19 protein-coding genes are annotated in these 18,939 nt (G+C 70.3%); 10 read left to right on the plus strand and 9 right to left on the minus strand.

What is annotated here, in order from left to right:
* Positions 1-41 precede the first annotated feature (41 nt).
* The 3 genes from ID574_RS09190 (at position 42) to ID574_RS09200 (ending at position 2,260) form a co-directional block, all read left to right on the plus strand.
* Positions 42-524, plus strand: coding sequence for a hypothetical protein (locus ID574_RS09190; RefSeq protein ID WP_188188402.1), 483 nt, complete (start codon positions 42-44; stop codon positions 522-524).
* A gap of 114 nt (positions 525-638) precedes the next feature.
* Positions 639-923: a hypothetical protein gene (locus ID574_RS09195; RefSeq protein ID WP_188188403.1), complete on the plus strand. Its 285-nt coding sequence runs from the start codon at positions 639-641 to the stop codon at positions 921-923.
* A gap of 143 nt (positions 924-1,066) precedes the next feature.
* Positions 1,067-2,260, plus strand: coding sequence for a cytochrome P450 (locus ID574_RS09200; protein WP_188188404.1), 1,194 nt, complete (start codon positions 1,067-1,069; stop codon positions 2,258-2,260).
* Positions 2,261-2,280: 20 nt separating this feature from the next.
* Here the strand turns inward: ID574_RS09200 and ID574_RS09205 are convergent, their stop codons facing one another.
* A complete protein-coding gene (locus ID574_RS09205; protein ID WP_188188405.1) occupies positions 2,281-3,594 on the minus strand; it encodes an MATE family efflux transporter in 1,314 nt (437 codons plus the stop codon).
* A gap of 108 nt (positions 3,595-3,702) precedes the next feature.
* Between ID574_RS09205 and ID574_RS09210 the strand changes: the two genes are divergently transcribed.
* The 5 genes from ID574_RS09210 (at position 3,703) to ID574_RS09230 (ending at position 9,304) form a co-directional block, all read left to right on the plus strand.
* Entirely contained in the window at positions 3,703-5,208 is a 1,506-nt protein-coding gene (locus tag ID574_RS09210) for an ABC transporter substrate-binding protein (protein WP_223166531.1), read from the plus strand.
* A complete protein-coding gene (locus ID574_RS09215; RefSeq protein WP_188188407.1) occupies positions 5,190-6,143 on the plus strand; it encodes an ABC transporter permease in 954 nt (317 codons plus the stop codon). The genes ID574_RS09210 and ID574_RS09215 overlap by 19 nt, the downstream gene beginning before the upstream one ends.
* Positions 6,140-6,961 (plus strand): ABC transporter permease, encoded by an 822-nt coding sequence (locus ID574_RS09220; protein ID WP_223166532.1) that lies wholly within the window; start codon positions 6,140-6,142, stop codon positions 6,959-6,961. Before ID574_RS09215 ends, ID574_RS09220 begins: the two co-directional genes overlap by 4 nt.
* Complete coding sequence (locus tag ID574_RS09225; RefSeq protein WP_188188408.1) at positions 6,958-8,346, plus strand: ABC transporter ATP-binding protein; 1,389 nt, start codon at positions 6,958-6,960, stop codon at positions 8,344-8,346. Before ID574_RS09220 ends, ID574_RS09225 begins: the two co-directional genes overlap by 4 nt.
* Before the next feature lie 115 nt (positions 8,347-8,461).
* A complete protein-coding gene (locus ID574_RS09230; protein ID WP_223166533.1) occupies positions 8,462-9,304 on the plus strand; it encodes a lytic polysaccharide monooxygenase in 843 nt (280 codons plus the stop codon).
* Between the two features lie 126 nt (positions 9,305-9,430).
* Here the strand turns inward: ID574_RS09230 and rox are convergent, their stop codons facing one another.
* Together rox and ID574_RS09240 are read right to left on the minus strand one after the other, a co-directional pair.
* Positions 9,431-10,858, minus strand: a complete 1,428-nt coding sequence (gene rox, locus ID574_RS09235) for a rifampin monooxygenase (protein ID WP_188188409.1) — start codon at positions 10,856-10,858, stop codon at positions 9,431-9,433.
* A 212-nt stretch (positions 10,859-11,070) separates the two neighbouring features.
* Positions 11,071-11,295 (minus strand): hypothetical protein, encoded by a 225-nt coding sequence (locus ID574_RS09240; RefSeq protein ID WP_188188410.1) that lies wholly within the window; start codon positions 11,293-11,295, stop codon positions 11,071-11,073.
* A gap of 457 nt (positions 11,296-11,752) precedes the next feature.
* Between ID574_RS09240 and ID574_RS09245 the strand changes: the two genes are divergently transcribed.
* Positions 11,753-12,460, plus strand: coding sequence for a GntR family transcriptional regulator (locus tag ID574_RS09245; protein ID WP_188188412.1), 708 nt, complete (start codon positions 11,753-11,755; stop codon positions 12,458-12,460).
* A complete protein-coding gene (locus ID574_RS09250; RefSeq protein ID WP_188188414.1) occupies positions 12,453-13,619 on the plus strand; it encodes an MFS transporter in 1,167 nt (388 codons plus the stop codon). The genes ID574_RS09245 and ID574_RS09250 overlap by 8 nt, the downstream gene beginning before the upstream one ends.
* A gap of 486 nt (positions 13,620-14,105) precedes the next feature.
* On the opposite strand, the gene ID574_RS09255 is transcribed toward ID574_RS09250, so the two are convergent.
* The 6 genes from ID574_RS09255 to ID574_RS09280 form a co-directional block, all read right to left on the minus strand.
* Complete coding sequence (locus tag ID574_RS09255) at positions 14,106-14,972, minus strand: SDR family NAD(P)-dependent oxidoreductase (protein WP_188188415.1); 867 nt, start codon at positions 14,970-14,972, stop codon at positions 14,106-14,108.
* Positions 14,973-15,033: 61 nt separating this feature from the next.
* Positions 15,034-15,777: an SDR family oxidoreductase gene (locus ID574_RS09260; protein WP_188188417.1), complete on the minus strand. Its 744-nt coding sequence runs from the start codon at positions 15,775-15,777 to the stop codon at positions 15,034-15,036.
* Positions 15,778-16,126: 349 nt separating this feature from the next.
* A complete protein-coding gene (locus tag ID574_RS09265) occupies positions 16,127-17,206 on the minus strand; it encodes an ABC transporter substrate-binding protein (protein ID WP_188188419.1) in 1,080 nt (359 codons plus the stop codon).
* Positions 17,203-17,736 (minus strand): SigE family RNA polymerase sigma factor, encoded by a 534-nt coding sequence (locus ID574_RS09270; RefSeq protein ID WP_188188420.1) that lies wholly within the window; start codon positions 17,734-17,736, stop codon positions 17,203-17,205. Before ID574_RS09270 ends, ID574_RS09265 begins: the two co-directional genes overlap by 4 nt.
* A gap of 110 nt (positions 17,737-17,846) precedes the next feature.
* Positions 17,847-18,464, minus strand: coding sequence for a DedA family protein (locus ID574_RS09275; RefSeq protein WP_188188421.1), 618 nt, complete (start codon positions 18,462-18,464; stop codon positions 17,847-17,849).
* Positions 18,465-18,559: 95 nt separating this feature from the next.
* Positions 18,560-18,853: an iron chaperone gene (locus tag ID574_RS09280; RefSeq protein WP_188188422.1), complete on the minus strand. Its 294-nt coding sequence runs from the start codon at positions 18,851-18,853 to the stop codon at positions 18,560-18,562.
* Positions 18,854-18,939: the final 86 nt, after the last annotated feature.

Raw genomic sequence — 18,939 nt, forward strand, 5'->3', positions numbered from 1 at the left:
GCGCCTTCCCGGGACGGAGCCGCGGCACGAAGCTGTTCGCCATGACCACGACGACGTCTTCACTGCTCGCCGACCTGGACGCGCTGCCCGTCCTGTGGGAGGTGGACGGCACCGTCGCCGCACCCGTGGAGGCGGTCGCCGGGCTGCTGTTCGCCATCGAGGACGGCCGGGTGGGCGACGACAACCTGCTGGTTCTGGCGGGGTCGTGGGCTGCTCGGCGCGGCGCGATGACGGTTTCCGCCGTGGGAGCCGGTAGCTATCACGCCGAGTTCGCCGGAGCCCCCGGCCCTGTGCGCGTCGAGCTGCACCGCGGGCTGTGCGCGATGGCGGTGCAGAGCTGGTACGGCGGCGTGCACGAAGCACTGCCGTCGGCCGGCGGCACCCGAGTGGTCCACCGCGTCCACCAAGTGCTCCCCGAGCATCCCGGCTTCCGCGCCGGGATCGCCGAGCTCGGCATGCACGTCCGCATGTCCCGCGATCTGCAGCGGGTGCTCCGAGCGATCGCCGACCGGCTCGGCTGCTAAGCACCATCCCGACCTTCGCGTACGTCCTCGCGTACCACAGACCCCCGCCAACGCCTGTAAATCGCCACTCCGCAGGCGCAACACCGCGATCCCCTCGTACGAAAGGAAAAGTTCATGGAGAAACTCGCTCTCGTCGTGGCCGGGAAGACCGTCGTCGGCCTCACCGCCGGCCCTGGGGTCGCCTCCGCACAGACGGACCGCGACCGCAAGAAACACGATCACGCCGAGACCCAGAAGGTGCTGACCCAAGCGGTGGCCCCGGCGGCCACCAGGGCGTCGTGGTCGAGGTCCGCGACAAGAACAGGACGTAGTTCGGTCGAGGCTCAGCTTGCCGGCGTTCGCCGCCACCCTGGTGCTGCAACGAGCAGGCTCTCCTCCGGCGGCGGCTGCTGCGGCTGACCAGCGCGCTTGGCCGCTGCCAGCGTTCGACCGGCGGGAGCGACGCACACCGGCCCGCTGCCTGCCATTGATCGGCACCGCCGGGTGATGGATGTTGGGGGGACGAGTGGCAGCGACCAGAAGCGACCCACGAGGAGTTCGACATGAGCGATGCCGCGCCCCCTGCGGTCACCATGCCCACCCGGCGTCAGCGCCCCCTCGATCCCCCGCAGGAGCTGGAGAGGTGGCGCGAGGAGGCCCCGGTCCGCAGGTTACGGTACGCCGACGGCCATGTCGGCTGGCTGGTGACCGGCTACGCGGCGGCCCGTGCGGTGATGGGCGACGGCCGCTTCAGCACCCGGCCCGAGCTGCACCATCCATCGACGCCGCAGATCGCGCAGCACCAGGCCATGCGCCGGCCGCCCGGGTTCTTCGTACGCCTGGACCCGCCCGAGCACACCCGCTACCGCAAGCTGCTGACCGGCCAGTTCACTGTGCGCCGGATGAAACTGCTGGAACCGCGGATCGCCGAGATCACGGGCGCCACGCTCGACGCGATGGTGCGCACCGGCCCGCCCGCCGAGCTGGTACGCGACTTCGCACTGCCGATCCCCGCCCTGGTGATCTGCGAGCTGCTCGGCGTCCCGTACGCGGACCGCGAGAGCTTCCATCGGCAGGCGGCCACGCTCGTAGCACTGGGGGCCAGCACCGAGCAGAAGCAGCAGGCGATGAACGAGCTGAACGCCTACGTACGCGCCCTGGTCGCCGACAAGCGGGCCAGACCGGCCGACGACCTGATCAGCGGCCTGTCGTCCGGCGGGGAGCTCACCCACGACGAGCTGTCCGGCGTGGCCATGCTGCTGCTCCTGGCCGGGCACGAGACGACGGCCAACATGCTGGCCCTCGGCACGTTCACCCTGCTCGGCAACCCCGGCCAGCTCGCCAAGCTGCGTAGCGACCCCTCCCTGGCACCGGGCGCGGTGGAGGAACTGCTGCGCTACCTCACGGTGGTCGACTTCATGGTCCGGACGGCGCTGGAGGACGTGGAGCTCGACGGTCACACGATCAAGGCGGGCGAGACGGTGACTGTTTCCCTGCCCACCGCCAACCGAGACCCGCTGCGGTTCGCCGATCCCGGGGCCATGGACATCACCCGGGACGCGACCGGCCACCTGACGTTCGGACATGGCATCCACCAGTGCCTGGGCCAGCAACTCGCCCGCAACGAGATGCGCATCGCCCTGCCCGCGCTGCTCGACCGGCTGCCGGGGCTGCGCCTGGCGGTGCCTGCCGAGGAGGTGCCCATGCGGTCCGACATGCTGGTCTACGGCGTACACCGGTTGCCGGTGACCTGGTAGCCGGGCGCGTACGGCGGGCCTCATTCCTTCTGGAGGGCGGAGAGGGCCCGGTGGAAGCGGGTGAGCAGCAGCGCGGCGGTGGCGGCGAGTCCGGTGAACAGGCCGAGCCAGGTCCCTAGCGTGTCCAGCCCGGCCGGTACGGACAGCAGCCAGACCGCGGGCAGTCCCACGAGCCAGTAGCCGACGAGGGTCACCCGGAAGCCGCCCTTGGTGTCGTCGAGACCGCGGAGGAGCCCGACCCCGATGTTCTGGGCGCAGTCGACGAACTGCATGACGGCTGCGACCATGAGCAGGCTCGTGGCGATCCCCGTCGCGGTGCCGTCGCCCGCCTCCAGGAACGCGCGCAGGACCAGCTCCGGCAGCGCCAGGTAGACCAGGCCGACGACACCCATCGCGATGGCGCCGCAGGCCAGGGCGGCGCGCGCGATCCGCCGGGCCCGCTGCGGATCACCGAGGGCGACCTCCCTGCTGACGCCTATGGAGGCGGCGTGCGACAGGCCGACCGAGATCTGGAAGACGATGTAGACCAACTGGTTGACGGCGGTGTGCGCGGCCAGGGCGGCGGTGCCGAAGGTGCCGACGAGCAAGGCGACGAGGGAGAAGAAGCCGGCCTCGGAGCCGTACGTGGCGGCGATGGGCACGCCCAGCCCGGTGAGCCCGCGCAACGTGGCCGGCCGGGCTCGCCAGGCACGCAGGTCGAGCATGGGGGCGAGTTCGGGGTCACGGCGGGCTGAGGCGTACAGGGCCAGGAAGGTCAGCAGGTAGACGGAGCTGGTCGCGAGACCGATGCCGGCCAGGCCGAACGGGCCCATCAGGGCCGCGTTGAGCACGCCGTTGACCACGATCGAGGCGAGCGTGATGCGCAGCAGCGCCTGCGGGCGGCGCATCCCGACGGTGAACTGCCGGATCGCCTGGAACCACAGGCACGGCACCAACCCCGGCGCCAGCGCCCACAGCATGGGCCGCATGCCGTCGATCACGACCGGGTCCTGGCCGAGGAGCCCTACGCCCTCCCCCACGGCGACCATGAGCACGGCTCCCCCGACGCCCGCGACGGTGGCCAGCGCGAGCGCGGCCCGGATGAGGTCGCCGAGGTCTTCCTGGCGAGCGTGCGCGGCGGCCACCTGGTTGCCGACAGCCGTGACCAGGCCGACACCCATGGTGCGGAACTGGTTGAAGATCACCATGGCCAGCCCGCCGGCCGCCAGCGCCTCGACGCCGAGCAGCCCGAGCATGACGGTGTCGGTGGTGGTCAGAGCGACCTGGGCGAGCTGAGTGAGAGCGAGCGGTACGGCCAGCGCGGTGAGCTCACGGGTGGTCGTTACCTTGCGCATACGCTCCCTTTAGGGTAGGCAAACCTAAGCAAAAAGTAATGCATGAATGGGGACAAAGTGGACCTTAGTCGGCGTCATCTCCTCGCGTCAGCCGGGGGTGTCGGTCTTGTGGCGCTGCTCGCTGCCTGCGGTGGCAGCGGTGGATCCGCTCCCGAGTCCGCGGCCACGACGACCGCGCCGGCCAAACCGGTCAGCGGCGGGACGCTCCGGATCGGCGCGCTCGGCAGGGTGAGCGCGATCACCCGCGACCCGCACGGCACGCAGGCCAACGAGAGTGACTATCTGATCATCAGCCTGATCTACGACACGCTGACCGCCCCCGGCGCCACCGAGAACACCGCGCCCCGCCTGGCCGCGAGCTGGAAGGCCGACGACGACGTCAAGACGTGGCGCTTCACGCTGGCGCAGGGCGCGACGTTCCACGATGGCACGCCGGTCACCGCCGAAGACGTCGTCTGGTCGCTCCGCCGGCTGCGCGAGACTCCGAGCGGCGCGGCCCGGCTGCCGGGCATCAAGACGGAGAACATCGAGGCGGACGGCGACACCGTGGTGCTGACCTCCGACTATGCCAACGCCGACCTGCCGCTCCTGTTGCGCCTGACCACGTTCGTGATGAAGAAGGACACCAAGGAGGTGGCGGACGCGCCGGGCAGCGGGCCGTTCAAGCTGGAGTGGTACCGCGACGGCAATGCCCGCCTGGTGCGCAACGACGCCTGGCACGGTGGCGAGCCGTACCTCGACGCGATCGAGGTGAAGATCTTCGAAAGTCCGCAGGCCATGGCCAACGCCCTGCTCGGCGGCCAGATCGACGTGGCTTCCAACGTCGGGGCCGTCGCCGCCAGGACCGCGGCCGCCCGTCCCGACGTCCAGGTGCTGCGCCGGCCCGACGACATGGCGATGCCCATCGTCATGCGCACCGCCGAGGGCAGCCCGTTCGCCGACCCCAAGGTACGCGAGGCGCTGCGCCTGGCCGTCGACCGCGAGGCCATGGTCAAGCAGGTGCTCAGCGGGTACGGCAAGGTCGCCAACGACGTGCTCGGCACCGGCGACCCCGCCTACGCCGAGGACCTGCCGCAGCGCGCCCGGGACCTCGCCAGGGCCAAGCAGCTGCTGCAGGAGGCCGGGTTCGACCTGTCGAAGACGTACCAGCTCAGGACCACCGAGGACATCGCCGGCCTGGCCGAGTCCGCGGCGCTGTTCGCCACGCAGGTGCGTGAGGCCGGCGTGCAGATCGAGGTCGTCAAGGAGGACTCCGGGACGTTCTGGGACAAGACCTGGCTCAAGGGCGACCTCTACACCACCTACTGGGGCACCAACGACTCGGTGATCTTCTTCTCCAGCAAGGTCATGGTGACCGGGGCCGGGCAGAACGAGGCGGCGTGGAGCGACGCCGAGTTCGACGAGACGTACAAGCAGGCCGTGGGCACGCTGGACGAGACGACGAGAGCGCAGGCACTACGCAAGATCCAGGAGATCCAGCACGCGCGCTCGGGGTACCTGCTGTGGGGCATGGCCGACGGCATCGACCTGGCCGCTTCCACCGTGCGTGACCTCCCCAAGCTGCCCGGGTACGGACGAGTGCAGCTCGAGCGGGTATGGCTGGCTCGGGCATAGCGGCGATCACTCGCCTGGCCTGGTTGCTCACCCGCCGGATCGCCCTGCTGGCCGCGCTGCTGGCGCTGGTCTTCGCCGTCGTCGAGGCGCTTCCCGGCGATGCCGCCGACGCGACGTCCGAGCGCGGTGAGAGCGTCGCGGACGTCGAGCGGCGGCGCGTGCTGCTGGGGCTGGACCAGCCGGTCGCGGTGCGGTTCCTGCGCTGGATGGCCGGGCTGCCGAGCGGCGACCTCGGCGTCTCCGCTCGCGGCGAGCCGGTGCTGAGCCTGCTGGCCGGACCGTTGCCGAACACCCTGCTGCTGGGTGGGCTGGCGCTGGCGGTCACCGTCGTCGCCGCGCTCGGGCTCGGTTGCTGGGCGGCGCTGCGGCCGGGATCGATGACCGATCGGGTCATCTCGGCATCGGCGACCGCGGTGCTGGCACTGCCGGAGTTCGTGATCGCCGTGGCGCTGGTGCTGGTGTTCGCCCTGTGGGCCGGCCTCCTGCCTGCTGCCACGCTGGCCGGTCCCGACGGCGCGCCCGCAGCGTGGAGCATGCTGGTGCTGCCCGTGCTGGCGCTGGCGATTCCGCAAATCGGATGGAACGCTCGGATCGTTCGCGGCGCTCTCGCCGACGAGGCCAAGGCCTCGCATGTCGCCGCTGCCGTGCTGGACGGGCTGCCGTCACGCCGGATCCTCACCCACCACCTGCTGCCGGGCGCGCTGCCCGCGATCGCGGCGGGTGTGGCGACCTCCACCGGCATGCTGCTCGGCGGGGCGGTCGCGGTGGAGACGATCTTCAACTACCCGGGCGTGGGAGCGCTGCTCGCCGGCGCGGTGGCCGATCGGGACACCCCGATCATCGCGGGCGTGGTGGCGCTGACCGGGGTGGCGATCACCTGCGTGCTGCTGGCGGCCGACGCGATCCGGGCCTGGGCGGCGGGAGTGCGCCGGTGAGGCGCCCCGGCTCGGGCGTGGGCGGTCGGACACCGCCGGTGCTGCGCATCGTGCCGGCGCTGTTGCTGCTCCTGCTCACCGTCGCGGGCCCGCTGCTGGCGCCGCAGCCGATGGACCGGCCGGTCACGATCCCGTACGCCGCCGCTGGGGCGGACGGGACGCTGCTCGGCGGCGACCAGCTCGGCCGTGACGTACTCAGCAGGCTCCTGCACGGCGGGCGCGATCTGGTCTTCTCCTCCCTCATCGTGGCGGCGCTGGTCACCGCCGTCGCCGCCGTGCTCGGCGTTGCCGGGGCGCTGCGACCCCGTCTCGGGCAGGTCGTCGAGCGAGTGGCGGACGTTCTCATGCTGCTGCCGGCCGTGCTGGGCATCCTGCTCGTCACACTCTCCTGGCCGGGCGGCGGCCGGCTCGCGCTCGTGGTCGCGGCGGTGGCACTCGCCATCCCGTACGCGGTGCGCTTCATGGCCGCCGCGGCGGCGCCCGTCGTGGTCACCGGGTACGTCGAGTCGGCTGTCGCAAGCGGCGAGCGCACCTGGCACCTGATCTTCCGTGACGTGCTGCCGAACCTGCGCTCGACCGTACTCGCCCTGTTCGGCCTGCGCTTCGTCTCGGCCGTCTACGTGGTGGCCACGGCCGCGTTCCTGCAGATCGGACCCCAGCCGCCGGAGGCCGACTGGGCGCTGATGATCCGCGAGAACTCCCCCGGCCTCGTGCTCAACCCTTGGGCCGTACTGGCCCCCAGCATCGCGATCGGCCTGCTCGCCATGAGCGTCAACCTGGCGGCCGGCGCCCTCAGCCCCAAGGCGGAACGCACATGACCATCCGCGCCGTCGTCGACGCGCTGACCGTGGCCGCGCCGGACGGGCGCGAACTGGTGTCCGGCGCCGGCCTCACCGCCCGCGCCGGGCAGGTCCTGGCGCTCGTGGGCCCCTCGGGTTCGGGCAAGACCACGCTGCTGCGGGCCATGATCGGTGACCTCCCGGCGGGCACGGCCCGCCGCGCCGGGACGGTCGAGGTGCTGGGCGTGGACGTGCTCGGCTGCGGAGCGGCGGAGCTGCGCACGCTGCGCCGTACCCGCGTGGCCTATGTCGGCCAGGACCCGGGCTCGGCTCTCAACCCATGGATGCGCGTGGACAAACTGGTCACCGAGACCGGCTCGCGCGAGGAGGCGGCCGCACTGCTCGAAGAGGTGCGCCTGACCGGCATCCCAGGGCTGCTCAGACGCCGGGCCGGCGAGCTGTCCGGCGGCCAGCAGCGCCGCGTCGCACTGGCCAGGGCGCTGGCCCGCCGTCCTGACCTGCTCCTGCTGGACGAGCCCACTGCCGGCCTCGACCCGTCGCTGCGCGACGAGATCAGCGCTCTCCTCCGGCACCTGGCCGCCGAGCGCGGGGTCGCGGTGGTGCTGTCCTGCCACGACCGGGAGCTGGTCGACCGGCTGGCGGACGAGGTGCTCGAACTTCCCGGCGTGGCACTCTCGCAGCCTGTACGCGGTACGCCCTTCGCTCCCTCCGCCCGGCAGGCCGAGGAGTCCGGGCTGCGGGCGCGGGGGCTGCATGCCGAGGTAGGCCTGCGACGGATGCGGGTCCTGCAGGGTGTGGACCTCGACGTGCCGTCCGGCACGGCCGTCGCCGTGGTGGGGCCGTCCGGCTCGGGCAAGACCACGCTGCTGCGCGCGCTGGCGGGCCTGCACCCGTTCTCCGCCGGTACGGTGACGCTCGACGGCGCCGTCCTCCATCCGGACGTCCGCAAGCGCAACCGCGAACATCGCCGCAGGGTGCAGTTCGTGCCACAGAACCCCATGGGCGCGTTGAACCCCTCGACCACCGTGTCCGCAGCCCTGGCCCGTCCGCTGCGTCTGCACCGCCGCTGCCCTCGCTCGGCCGTCCCCGGCCGCGTGACCGACCTGCTGGAGCACGTGGGCCTGGGGCCGGAGCATGCGAGCCGATACCCGCGCGAGCTGTCGGGCGGCCAACGACAGCGGGTCTCCATCGCCCGAGCTCTGGCGGCCGAGCCCGACGTGCTGATCTGCGACGAGATCACCTCCGCCCTCGACGGCGACACGGCATTGGCGGTGATGGAACTGATGGGCCGGCTACGCCGCGACCGGGACATAGCGGTGGTGTTCGCCTCGCACGACCTGCCCTTGGTCGAGAAGTACGCCGACACAGTGGTCACGATCTCGCCCGGAGAGGACGGGCGCTAGGGGCTGACTCGAGGCTTGACTTTGGGTCTTGTGGGATGCGGTCTCTCGTGCCACGATCGCAATAATTCTTAGGAAACTTTCCTAAGAGTTGTAATTCACCCCCTGGGAGTACGAGGTGCGCAAGAGTACGATCGCCGCCGCCGTGGCGGCCTCCGGAGTGCTGGCGCTGCTGCCCGCCTCCGCGGCCAACGCCCACGGCACGATGTCCAACCCGCCCAGCCGCGTCTACGTCTGCAAGAACGAAGGACCGGAGACGCCCAAGTCGGCCGCCTGCAAGGCCGCCGTGGCAGCCGGCGGCACGCAGGCGTTCTACGACTGGAACGAGGTCTCCCTCCTGGAGGCGGGAGGACGGCACCGCCAGCTCATCCCCGACGGCAAGCTCTGCAGCGCAGGACGCGACAAGTATCGCGGGCTCGATCTGCAGCGGGCCGACTGGCCGGCGACCCAGGTGCGGCCCGGCAGCTTCACGCTGACCTATCACGCCTCCGCGCCGCACGCCAACAGCAACTTCGAGTTCTACATCACCCGCCAGGGCTGGAACCCGACCATGCCCCTCAAGTGGTCCGACCTGGTCCACATCAGGACGTTCACCGGCCAGAACCCGACGACGTTCACCAACTGGACGATCAACCTGCCACAGCGCAGCGGCCGGCACATTCTCTACTCGATCTGGCAGCGCGTGGTCGGCAGCAACGAGGCCTTCTACACCTGCTCGGACGTGGACTTCGGCGGTGGCGGCACCCCGACGCCCACCCCTACACCGACCCCCACGCCGACCCCGACGCCTACTTCCAGCCCCACCCCCACTCAGCCCGGGGGAACGTGGAGCGCGGGCACCGCGTACCGGGTAGGTGACAGGGTGACGTACGGCGGGCTGGCCTACGAGTGCGTGCAGGCGCACACGGCGCTCCCCGGCTGGGAGCCCCCGAACGTGGCCGCCCTCTGGAAGCGCGCCTGACACTGTGGACACGTCGCGGCGGCGCTCGGCCTCCCGCCGACGCCGCCGAGGCGCGCCAGAGCCGGGTGGCGCGGAGGCCAGAGTGGCACCGGGCGGCGATCGCGGAAATGAGCCGGGTGCTGACCGTCAGTTGACGGGCGCCCCGAACCACTTGGGCATCTGGCCGAGCAGATCCTGCTGATCTTCGCCGACCCACGCCACATGGCCGTCCGGTCGCAGCAGCGCCGCGGGCACGTCGAGTTCGTCGCTGACGTCGACGACGTGGTCGACCCGATCCGCCCAGCCCGCCACGGAGAGCCGGCCTGTCTGGTCGAGCAGCAGTCCGCGGCCGCCGTGCATCAACTCGTAGAGGCGCCTTCGCTTCAGCGCCACGTCCCGCATCCGCCGGCCGAGCAGCTCATGCCCCTCGCCGAAGTCGTAGCGCACCCCGATCGCGACGATCTTCTCGATCAGGTACCGGTTCACGTCCTCGAAATCCATCAGCTCCACCAGCAGCCGGCGCACTGCCTGAGGACCCGGCTCGACGGACAGCAGCTCCATCTGCGCGCGGGTGTTGTTGAGCACGTCGGCGGCCACCGGGCGCCGTTCGGCGTGGTAGCTGTCCAGCAGTCCCTCCGGCGCCCAGCCGGCGACCTCGGCGGCCAGTTTCCAGCCGAGGTTGAACGCGTCCTGGATGCCGAGGTTGAGGCCCTGACCGCCGGTCGGCGGGTGGATGTGCGCCGCGTCGCCGGCCAGCAGCACCCGGCCGACCCGGTAGCGGTCGGCCAGGCGGGTGGCGTCGCCGAAGCGGGACAGCCAGCGCGGTGAGTGCACGCCGAAGTCGGTGCCGGCGAACACCCGCAGCTGTCGCTTGAACTCCTCGAGGGTCGGCGGCACCGTGCGGTCCTCGGCCACCTCCTCGGCGGGCACGAGGACGCGGTACACCCCATCCCCGAGGGGCCCGAGGCCGAACAGCTTCTGGGTCTTGCGGATCTCGGCCACCACGGCGGCCACCGTCTCCGGCGGCACGGCGACCTCCATCTCGCCGAGCAGCGTGTCGACTCTGGAGGGCTCGCCGGGGAAGCCGACGCCGAGCAGCTTGCGCACCGTGCTGCGGCCGCCGTCGCAGCCGACGAGGTAGCGCGAGCGCAGCTGCGTGCCGTCGGCCAGCTCGGCGGTCACCCCGTCCTCGTCCTGGCTCAGCCCGGCCAGCTCGCAGCCGCGCCGGATGTCGGCGCCGAGCTCGGCGGCGCGCTCGGCGAGCAGGCGGTCGGTGGTGGGCTGCGGGATGCCGAGGACGTACGGATGCGTGGTGTCCAGCCGGTCGGGCGAGGACTTGGTGATGCCGGCGAAGAAACCGCCGACCGGGTATTTCTGGCCGAGCGCGAGGAACCGGTCCACCACACCGCGCTGGTCCATCACCTCGATGCTGCGCACGTGCAGGCCGAGCGAGCGGACGACCTTGGTCGGCTCCGCCTCCTTCTCCAGCACGAGCACGTGCACGCCGTGCAGCCGCAACTCGCCGGCCAGCATCATGCCGGTCGGTCCGCCGCCGGCAATGATCACGTCAATCATGAACACCCCATTCAAGAGGTTGCATTTCGAAGACTGCATTTCGGCCGGCTGCTGTACTTACAAATCCCTGATTTCTTCAGGTTCTGGCTTCGGTCGGAGATTCTGCAGCACGACCCGGGTCTTGCCGCAAGCCCCCCGTCGCGCTATAGATTGAAAATGGCAAGGAATGCGAATCTCCTTGCCATTGTTCTTTTGCCGTGGACGGCAAGCCGTCACGGCGAGGCCACGTACACCGTCTGGGCGGCCACCAGGGCGGCGTAACAGCCTCCGTAGGTGAGGAGCCGGGAGAGCAGGGCGCGTGCCAGGGCGCGACGTCCTCGCGAAGGGTCCTGGGTCACGACGTCGATCTGCCGCCGCAGCGTGCTCTTGCCCGCCCCGGAGGGGCCGACCAGTTCATTGGCAACATCAAGCGGTCGTGAGCAGGCCGCGCAGGACATACGGCATGATCCCGCCGTGCCGGTAGTAGTCAGCCTCACGCGGGGTGTCGAGGCGGAGGCGGGCTTGGAATGTGACGTCGTCGGCGGTGACGGTCAGCGTGGGCGGGAGGCGCGGTCCGCCGAGCGCGGTGAGACCGGTGATGGTGACGACTTCCCGGCCGGTGAGGCCGAGCTCGTCCGCGCCTCTGTGCGGAAGGTGGGGTGGAAGGTGGTCATGTGCTTCCTCCTAGACCAGGCGAGACCGACCAGCCGTCGCCTGCGATGCCGCATACTTTGCTTCGTTATAACCTATGACCTCAACCCCCTCCTTTCCGAAATGTAACGCGATAGTCCAGCTTGATGGCATATAGCGGCTATGACGAGCAGAACTTGCCCAGTCGACCTGCAGTCCGGTCTCTTGCCGACAAGTCGGGACAGCGGGGTAGGTTATAACCGTCACCGACGAGACAGGACACCGATGAGCGAATCAGCAGCCGAGCTCTACACGACCAAGGCGGACTTCGCCTACCTACGCGTCAAGGAGCTGATCCTGTCCGGGAAGCTGCTCCCCGGCTCGGTCATCGCGCAGGCTCAGCTGGCCCGCGACATCGGCATCAGCACCACTCCCCTGCGCGAGGCCCTGCGCCGGCTCAAGAGCGAAGGGCTGGTCGAGCTCGACGCCCACCGCGACGCCCGCGTCGCCCCCCTGGCCGCAGAGGAGGCCCGCGACCTGCTGGAGCTGCGCCGATCCCTCGATCCACTCGCCGTCGCACTGGCCGCCGAACGCCGCACCAAGGCCGACATCGCCGCCATGCGCGCCGCCCACGAAGGCCTCAAGCCGCTTCCCGGCAACCCCGCCTACGAGCAGCTCGTCGCCCACCGCAAGTTCCACACCGCCCTCTACTGCGCCTCGCACAACGACGTGCTCATCCAGACCCTCGACGGCCTGTGGGACAAGGCCGACCGCTACCGCCGCCTCGCCCTGGAGGTAGAGCGCGGCCAGGCGGCCCGCGACCGCAAGGCCGCCGAGCACGAGGCCCTGCTGGAGTACGTGATCGCGGGCGACGCGGAGGCGGCCGCGGCCGTCATGCGCGAACACATCGACACCAGCCTGGGCGCCCAGGCCGCCTGGCGTCTGCGCAAGCACCACACCGATGCGGAGTCTCCGGGCGAGGGAGATGCCTGAGCCCTGGCCTCGGCACGCCGCCCTGCTGGCGCACTCCGCCGGCACCCAGGTCATCACGTTCGTGCTGCGCCCCACCATGTCGTACCGCGCGATCGAGCTCGACGTGCCGACGGCCTGGCTGGGAGTGCTCGGCGCCTGCTTCGCCCTCGCGCCGCTGCTGCTGGCCCTGCCGGCCGGCCACGCCGCCGACCGCTACGGCGAGCGCCGCATCGCCGTGGCCGGCGCGCTCCTGATCGCCGCCTCCGCCGTCGCGTTCACCACGCTCGGCCACACGGTCGCCGGGCTCGTGGCAGCCGGCATCCTGCTCGGCACCGGCCACCTCGGCAGCGTCATCGCTCAGCAGGCGCTCGTCGCCAACACCACCGAACGCGGCCACCACGACACCGCCTTCGGCCACTACACCTTCGCCGCCTCCCTCGGCCAGGCCGCAGGCCCGCTGATGATCGCCGCCCTCGGCGGGCAGGGCGCCATCCCCGACACCGGCCGCATCTTCGCCTGGTCGTGCGGCCTCGCCGTCCTGCTCGTCGCACTGTCGGTCCTGCTCCCGGCGAGCCGCCCGCCGGCCCGTGCCCACGCCGAGCACGGCGACCATGGCGGCCTGCGAGCGCTCCTGCGCCGGCCCGGCATCGCCCACGCCCTGCTGACCAGTTGTGTGGTGCTGGCCGCGGTCGACATCACTCTGGCGTACCTGCCCGCGCTCGGCACCGAACACGGCCTGGCGGCCGGCACCGTGGGTCTCCTGCTGACTCTCCGCGGCGCGGCCTCCATGACCTCGCGTTTCTTCCTCGGCCGGCTGGCGCGTGCGGTGGGCCGGCGCAGGCTGCTGGTGGTCAGCACGCTCTCCGCGGCCGTCGCCATGCTGCTCACCCCGGTGCCCATGCCCTTGTGGCTCCTGGCCGCGCTGCTCCTCGTCGTGGGCTTCGGGCTGGGCGTCGGCCAGCCGCTGACCATGTCGTGGCTCGCCGAGTCCGCCCCTCCGGGCATGCGCGGCCGTGCCATGTCACTGCGCCTGGTCGGCAACCGCACCGGCCAGCTCTTCATCCCCGGCGTGGCCGGTCTCATGGCGGCCGCGCTCGGCGCCGGGGGCGTCCTGTTCGTGACCGGGCTGAGCCTCGGCTGGGCCGGCGTGGCCGCCCGCCGGCTTCCGGCCGATCCCTAGAAGCGACCCCTGACGATCACGCCGGGGACATGACCTCATACAAGTTGCGGGCCGCGTCGACGAAAAGCAGACCACGCGGACACAACGGGTGGTCGATACGGCCGTTGTCAGGCTGAGCAGGATGGTTGCCGACGAGCACCCCGGGCGGCCGGCGGGAGGCATTGAAGTCAGCGGCCCGTGATGCATGGGCATGTGCCGTTGCGATGCCTGTAGTCGTAGAACCTTGGATGCCCGCAGTAACAGATGCTCGTCCACATGCGTTCGGGGTCAGTGGACTGCTCGGGTCCAGCTCCGCATGCAGGGCAGACGGAAGGTCCGTCGTCTGCTGTGTGAGACGGCTCCATGACGGCACTGTACGGCGGCGACGGCGAGCCGGAGGCCGTTGCGTTGGCCGGCTGCGGCGTAGTGGCCGTGATCCCGTTCCCTACCCTTGTCGAGTGCCGAAATCCACCCGGGCGTGCGTTCGGGCCGAGGAGAACGACGGGCTCAGGTCTCCGAAAGCGCGGACCTCGAGTCGCCGAGGTTGCCGTGAGCCTCCGCGGAAAGGTCCTGCCAGTCGTCCCAGGTCTTGAGCCGATCGGCGTACGCCTGCTGGATCATCGGGTAGAAGCCCTGGCCGAAGAGCACCCGCAGCGGCGGGTTGTCGGAGTCGACGAGCTTGAGGAGTGCCCGGGCCGCGGCGGCCGGGTCTCCGGCGGGCTGCTTTCCGGCGAGCGCGCCGAGTCGTCGGCGGAGACCGTCGTAGGCCGGGTCGGTCTGGGACATGTGGCCGTTGGCGAGCGGATCCGGGTTCTTGCCGTCCCTGGTGGCGAAGCCGCCGGGCTCGATGATGGTCACCTTGACGCCGAAGTCGGCGACCTCGCCGGCGAGGGCTTCGTTCAAGCCCTCGAGGGCCCACTTGGAGGCGTGGTACGCGCCGCCGAGCGGCATGGCGATGACCCCGGCCGCCGAGGACAGCTGGACGATGTGCCCGGAGCGCTGCTCTCGCAGGTAGGGCAGCGCGGCTTGGACCACCCACACCGCACCGAACAGGTTGGTCTCCAGCTGGTCGCGCAGTTCCCGCTCGGTCAGCTCCTCGACCGCGCCGATCTGGGCGTAGCCGGCGTTGTTCACGATGACGTCGAGCCGGCCGAAGTGCTCCTTGGCCCGCTCCACGCTCTCGAAGACGGCGGCCTTGTCGGTCACGTCCAGCTCGAGCGGGAGAATCGCGTCGCCATGGGCGGCGACCAGCTCGTCCAAGCTTCCCGTGCTCCGAGCGGTCGCGGCCACCTCGTCGCCGCGGGACAGGGCGGCCTCGACGAAGTTGCGGCCGAGGCCGCGGGACGAACCGGTGACGAACCAGACCTTGCTCATGATGTCTTTTCCGTTCCTTCTGATTTTGATGGCGGACGACTCGCGGTAGGTTGCGCGGCGGCTACCAGCCGACGGGGCCGAGGCGATCGATGAAGGTCCCGGTCGGCCCGTCGGCGTCGATCATCGCGAGTTTCACGATCGGGTCCGTGCCCTCGGTGACCGTCAGCTGACCGGTGTGATGGTTCATGTCGGTGGCGGCGAATTTGCGGTTGGCGACCTCGCCGGGGGTGACGACGTTGAATTTGATATTCGGAAGCGCCTGGGCGTACCGGACGGTGATCATGTTCAGCGCCGCTTTCGACGAGGTGTAGGCGAGCTCGTGCATTTTCGAGACGGGCTGCTCCGGATCGGTCACGACCGCGAAGGAACCGCCACCGCTGGACACCATCACCACCCGCGGATGGTCCGCCGCCTGCAGCAGGGGAAGGAATGCATGCGTGACCCTGATCGGTCCGTACACGTTGGTGTCGTAGACGGCATGCACCTCATCGGCCGTCGCCTCTGCGGGCGCAATGAGGTTTCCTGGCGCGCCGGCGTTGTTGATCAGCACATCCAGCCGGTCGGTGTGCTCCCGAACGAACCGTACGGCGTTGGCCACCGACTCGTCCGAGGTCACGTCCAGGGGGACCATGACCACGTTGAGGCCGCCGTCAGCCAGCTTGTCGGCTGCCGCCCTTCCTCGGCCTTCATCACGCGAGCCGAGAAAGATCGTCCAACCCTGTTCCCCGAGCCGCCGGGCGGTCTCGAAGCCGAGTCCCTTGTTGCCTCCGGTGATCAACACCGAGGTCTGTTCCGAGTTCGTCATTAGTCCTCACCCGTGGAATTGTGTGCCGCGGATCGTTCGCGCGACATGCTGACGACCATGAGATGCCGGCCGCCCGATCCCCGTGACAGCACTGCCATGTGAGGTGCGCCACTGGATCACGGGTGTCACACAGCGGTGAGGGCCGGCAGGCCGATCCGATGGGTGGGAGCGATCAGCCGTAGTGGCCCCTCCATGCCTGACGCGAGTGAGGGTCAACACTCGTTCCAGGCGAGGGACGTAGGACCAGGCCATCCGCGGGATGACCGCCGGGGCGACTCTTCAGCCCGGCGGTCTCCGTCAGTGCGTCTGTACGTTCGCCACCGCGGAGCGCGGAAGGAATCGGCCGCGCTCACCCGCCCTTCACGACGGCGCTCCGGACGTCCGCCGGGCGTCTGAGCAACTCGTAGGTGCGGGCCAGATCGGCGATCCGCTGGAGTTCTGTCATGTCCAGCTTGGCGGGATAGGAGCCGAGCGCGACGCCTGCGACCTCCGCCTTGGACATCCTTATGTAGGTGGGCAGCGCCTGGCGCACCTGCTGGGGATCGCTCGCGATCAGGCGCTGCGCCTTGGTCAGCGCGCGCTGGAAGGCCGCCAGTGTGCGAGGGTTTCGCCGGATCCACTGGTCGGTGGCCGTCATGCCCGCGGTGTGCAGGTTCACGAAATCCGCCGTCATCGCGTCCTCCACGATCCGCACGTGCCCGGTCTCGCGGCCCATGGTGACGAACGGCTCGGCCAGCAGGGCGGCGTCGACCCGCCCCTTTTCCAGCGCGTCGAGCATGTCAGGGGAGGGTCTCTCGATCAACCGCACGTCCGTCAACCTCAGCCCGGCCCGCTTCAGCACGGCTGACAGCGCCAACGGCCCGAGCCCTATGAGGTTCGGGATCGCGAGCTTCTTGCGCTTGAGGTCGGCCGCCGTCCTGATCTTCGACTTGGCGTTCACGGCGACCGCGAAGCTCCCTGGCGCGGCCTGGTACAGACTGGAAACGATCTTGACTTCCTGACCGTTGTCGTTCGCCACGAAGGCCGTGACGTAGTCGGTCTGCGCCAGGTCCAGCGCGTCACTCAGGACCTGAGGCATCGCGGCCGCCGGGCCGGTGATGGTCACCGGCTCCACCGTCAGCCCTTCCTCCTTGAAATAGTTCTTGGTCAAGGCCACGAATACGGGCGCCGACTCCACCGTCGGCACCACCCCGACCTTGATGGTGGACTGCTCGGGCGGCGCGGACGGGCGGGCTGCGGCGCGCGGCTCCGCGGGCAGTGCCCGTACCCCGACGGTGGCGGCGAGCACGATGACGACGACCACCGCGGCGGCGGCGAGCGCAATGAAGTTGCGCCGCCTGCGCTGATGGATCTCTATCGCCCTGGTGCCCAGGTCGCGCTCCGGCATGTCGTCCGCGATGCGGCTGAGCTGGTCTCCGAGCCAGGTCATCGGCGTGCCCCCTCACTACGGGCCGGGTCGTCCAGTACGGGCAGTCTCGGCGCCAGTTCCGGCGCCAGCGCACGCAGGCGGGCCAGCGCGTGGTGCGCCTGGCTCTTCACGGTGCCGACGGAGCATCCCAGCAGGTCGGCGACGTCGCGTTCGGTGCGGTCCTCGTAGAAGCGCAGGACGAGCACCGCACGCTGCTTGGGCGTCAGCCGCATGAGCGCCTGGCGCAGGACGATCCGCAGGACGGCGGAGTCCTCGGGCGAGTAGGCGCGGTCGGGTGGGTCGGCGCTCGGAACCTCGTCGGAGTGGCGGCGGCGCCGCCACGAGATGTACTGGTTGACCATGGTCTTACGCGCGTAGGCGTCGAGGTTGTCGATGTGGCGTAACTTCGACCACCGCCCGATCATGCGGACCAGCACACTCTGCAGGAGGTCCTCTGCAAGGTGGACCTCTCCGGTTAGCAGGTAGGCCAGGCGCATCAACGGGCGTTGGTGAACATCCACGAACGCCCGGAAGCTGGCATCGCGATCCAACGTCTCTCCTCGTGTCGGTACCCTCCAAACGCTCTGGGGGCGGCGAAAGGTTGGCACTCCTGAGGAGCCGGCGTACGGGAGAGACGGGTGCTCACACCGTCCCGCAGCCCCTAACCGCCAACCGCATGCCGCCCCTTGCGCCGCTCGACCAGCCGCATCCCCACGAAGACCAGCACGGCCAGCGCCACCGCGGCGATGACCGCGTTAGTGCCCATGCCCACGTAGGTCTCCACCAGCGACCAGTTCTCCCCCAGCGTCCAGCCGGCCAGCACGAAGAGGGTGTTCCAGAGCAAGCTCCCGGCCGTGGTCAGGAGCGTGAAGATTCCCAGCGGCATGCGCTCCACCCCGGCGGGGATGGAGATCAGGCTGCGGAAGATCGGGATCATCCGGCCGAAGAACACCGTCTTGCGCCCGTGCTTGAGGAACCATGCCTCGGTCTTGGCGATGTCGGAGACCTTCAGCAGCGGGATCCGGGCGGCCAGGGCCAGCGTGCGCTCGCGGCCGAGCAGCGCGCCCACCCAGTACAGCGCCAGCGCCCCGATCACCGAACCGGCGGTGGTCCACAACAACACGGCGAGCAGGTTCATCTCTCCCTGGGAGGCGGTGAAGCCGGCCAGCGGCAGGATCACCTCGCTGGGGAGGGGCGGGAAGAGGTTCTCCAGCGCGATCGCCATCCCGGCTCCCGGCGCGCCGAGCATTTCCATCAGGTCAATCAGCCATTCCGTCATGCGTCTGAGACTAGGAATGATCAGGGTCTGGTCACCATGAGGCAGGTGGCCGTTCAGGGGTGGGGGAAACCACAGGTGCCGCCATTGGGCGCGCCTCAGCTCACCGCCTGCTTCACCAGCGCGGCGATCCGTGCCTCCACCGCGGCCGTCACCTCGGTCAGGGCGAAACCGGCAGCCCACATCGTGCCCTCGTCCAGCTTGGCCACGTCGCTGAACCCGAGCGTGGCGTAGCGCGCCTTGAACTTCGCCGCAGGCTGGAAGTGGCAGACGATTTTGCCGTCCAGCGCATAGGCGGGCATCCCGTACCAGAGCTTCGGCGCGAGGGCCGGGGCGCTGGCGGTGATGACGGCATGGACGCGCTCGGCCATGATCCGGTCCGCTTCCTGCATCTCGGAGATCTTCGCGAGTACGTCCCGCCGGTCCTGCGCCGCCTTGTCGGCGTGTGAGCTGCGCCGCGCCGCCTTCTTCGGAATGT

The sequence above is a fragment of the Nonomuraea sp. SYSU D8015 genome (assembly GCF_008065375.1).
GTDB lineage: Bacteria > Actinomycetota > Actinomycetes > Streptosporangiales > Streptosporangiaceae > Nonomuraea.

Bases quoted from the DNA above. Each gene is read 5' to 3' on its own strand.
- ID574_RS09240 (WP_188188410.1), bottom strand. From the start codon at position 11,295: ATGTCCTGCGCGGCCTGCTCACGACCGCTTGATGTTGCCAATGAACTG.
- ID574_RS09195 (WP_188188403.1), top strand. From the start codon at position 639: ATGGAGAAACTCGCTCTCGTCGTGGCCGGGAAGACCGTCGTCGGCCTC.
- ID574_RS09190 (WP_188188402.1), top strand. From the start codon at position 42: ATGACCACGACGACGTCTTCACTGCTCGCCGACCTGGACGCGCTGCCC.
- ID574_RS09200 (WP_188188404.1), top strand. From the start codon at position 1,067: ATGAGCGATGCCGCGCCCCCTGCGGTCACCATGCCCACCCGGCGTCAG.
- ID574_RS09265 (WP_188188419.1), bottom strand. From the start codon at position 17,206: ATGACCTGGCTCGGAGACCAGCTCAGCCGCATCGCGGACGACATGCCG.
- ID574_RS09260 (WP_188188417.1), bottom strand. From the start codon at position 15,777: ATGACGAACTCGGAACAGACCTCGGTGTTGATCACCGGAGGCAACAAG.
- ID574_RS09245 (WP_188188412.1), top strand. From the start codon at position 11,753: ATGAGCGAATCAGCAGCCGAGCTCTACACGACCAAGGCGGACTTCGCC.
- ID574_RS09255 (WP_188188415.1), bottom strand. From the start codon at position 14,972: ATGAGCAAGGTCTGGTTCGTCACCGGTTCGTCCCGCGGCCTCGGCCGC.
- ID574_RS09205 (WP_188188405.1), bottom strand. From the start codon at position 3,594: ATGCGCAAGGTAACGACCACCCGTGAGCTCACCGCGCTGGCCGTACCG.
- ID574_RS09250 (WP_188188414.1), top strand. From the start codon at position 12,453: ATGCCTGAGCCCTGGCCTCGGCACGCCGCCCTGCTGGCGCACTCCGCC.
- rox (WP_188188409.1), bottom strand. From the start codon at position 10,858: ATGATTGACGTGATCATTGCCGGCGGCGGACCGACCGGCATGATGCTG.
- ID574_RS09280 (WP_188188422.1), bottom strand. From the start codon at position 18,853: ATGCAGGAAGCGGACCGGATCATGGCCGAGCGCGTCCATGCCGTCATC.
- ID574_RS09215 (WP_188188407.1), top strand. From the start codon at position 5,190: ATGGCTGGCTCGGGCATAGCGGCGATCACTCGCCTGGCCTGGTTGCTC.
- ID574_RS09275 (WP_188188421.1), bottom strand. From the start codon at position 18,464: ATGACGGAATGGCTGATTGACCTGATGGAAATGCTCGGCGCGCCGGGA.
- ID574_RS09225 (WP_188188408.1), top strand. From the start codon at position 6,958: ATGACCATCCGCGCCGTCGTCGACGCGCTGACCGTGGCCGCGCCGGAC.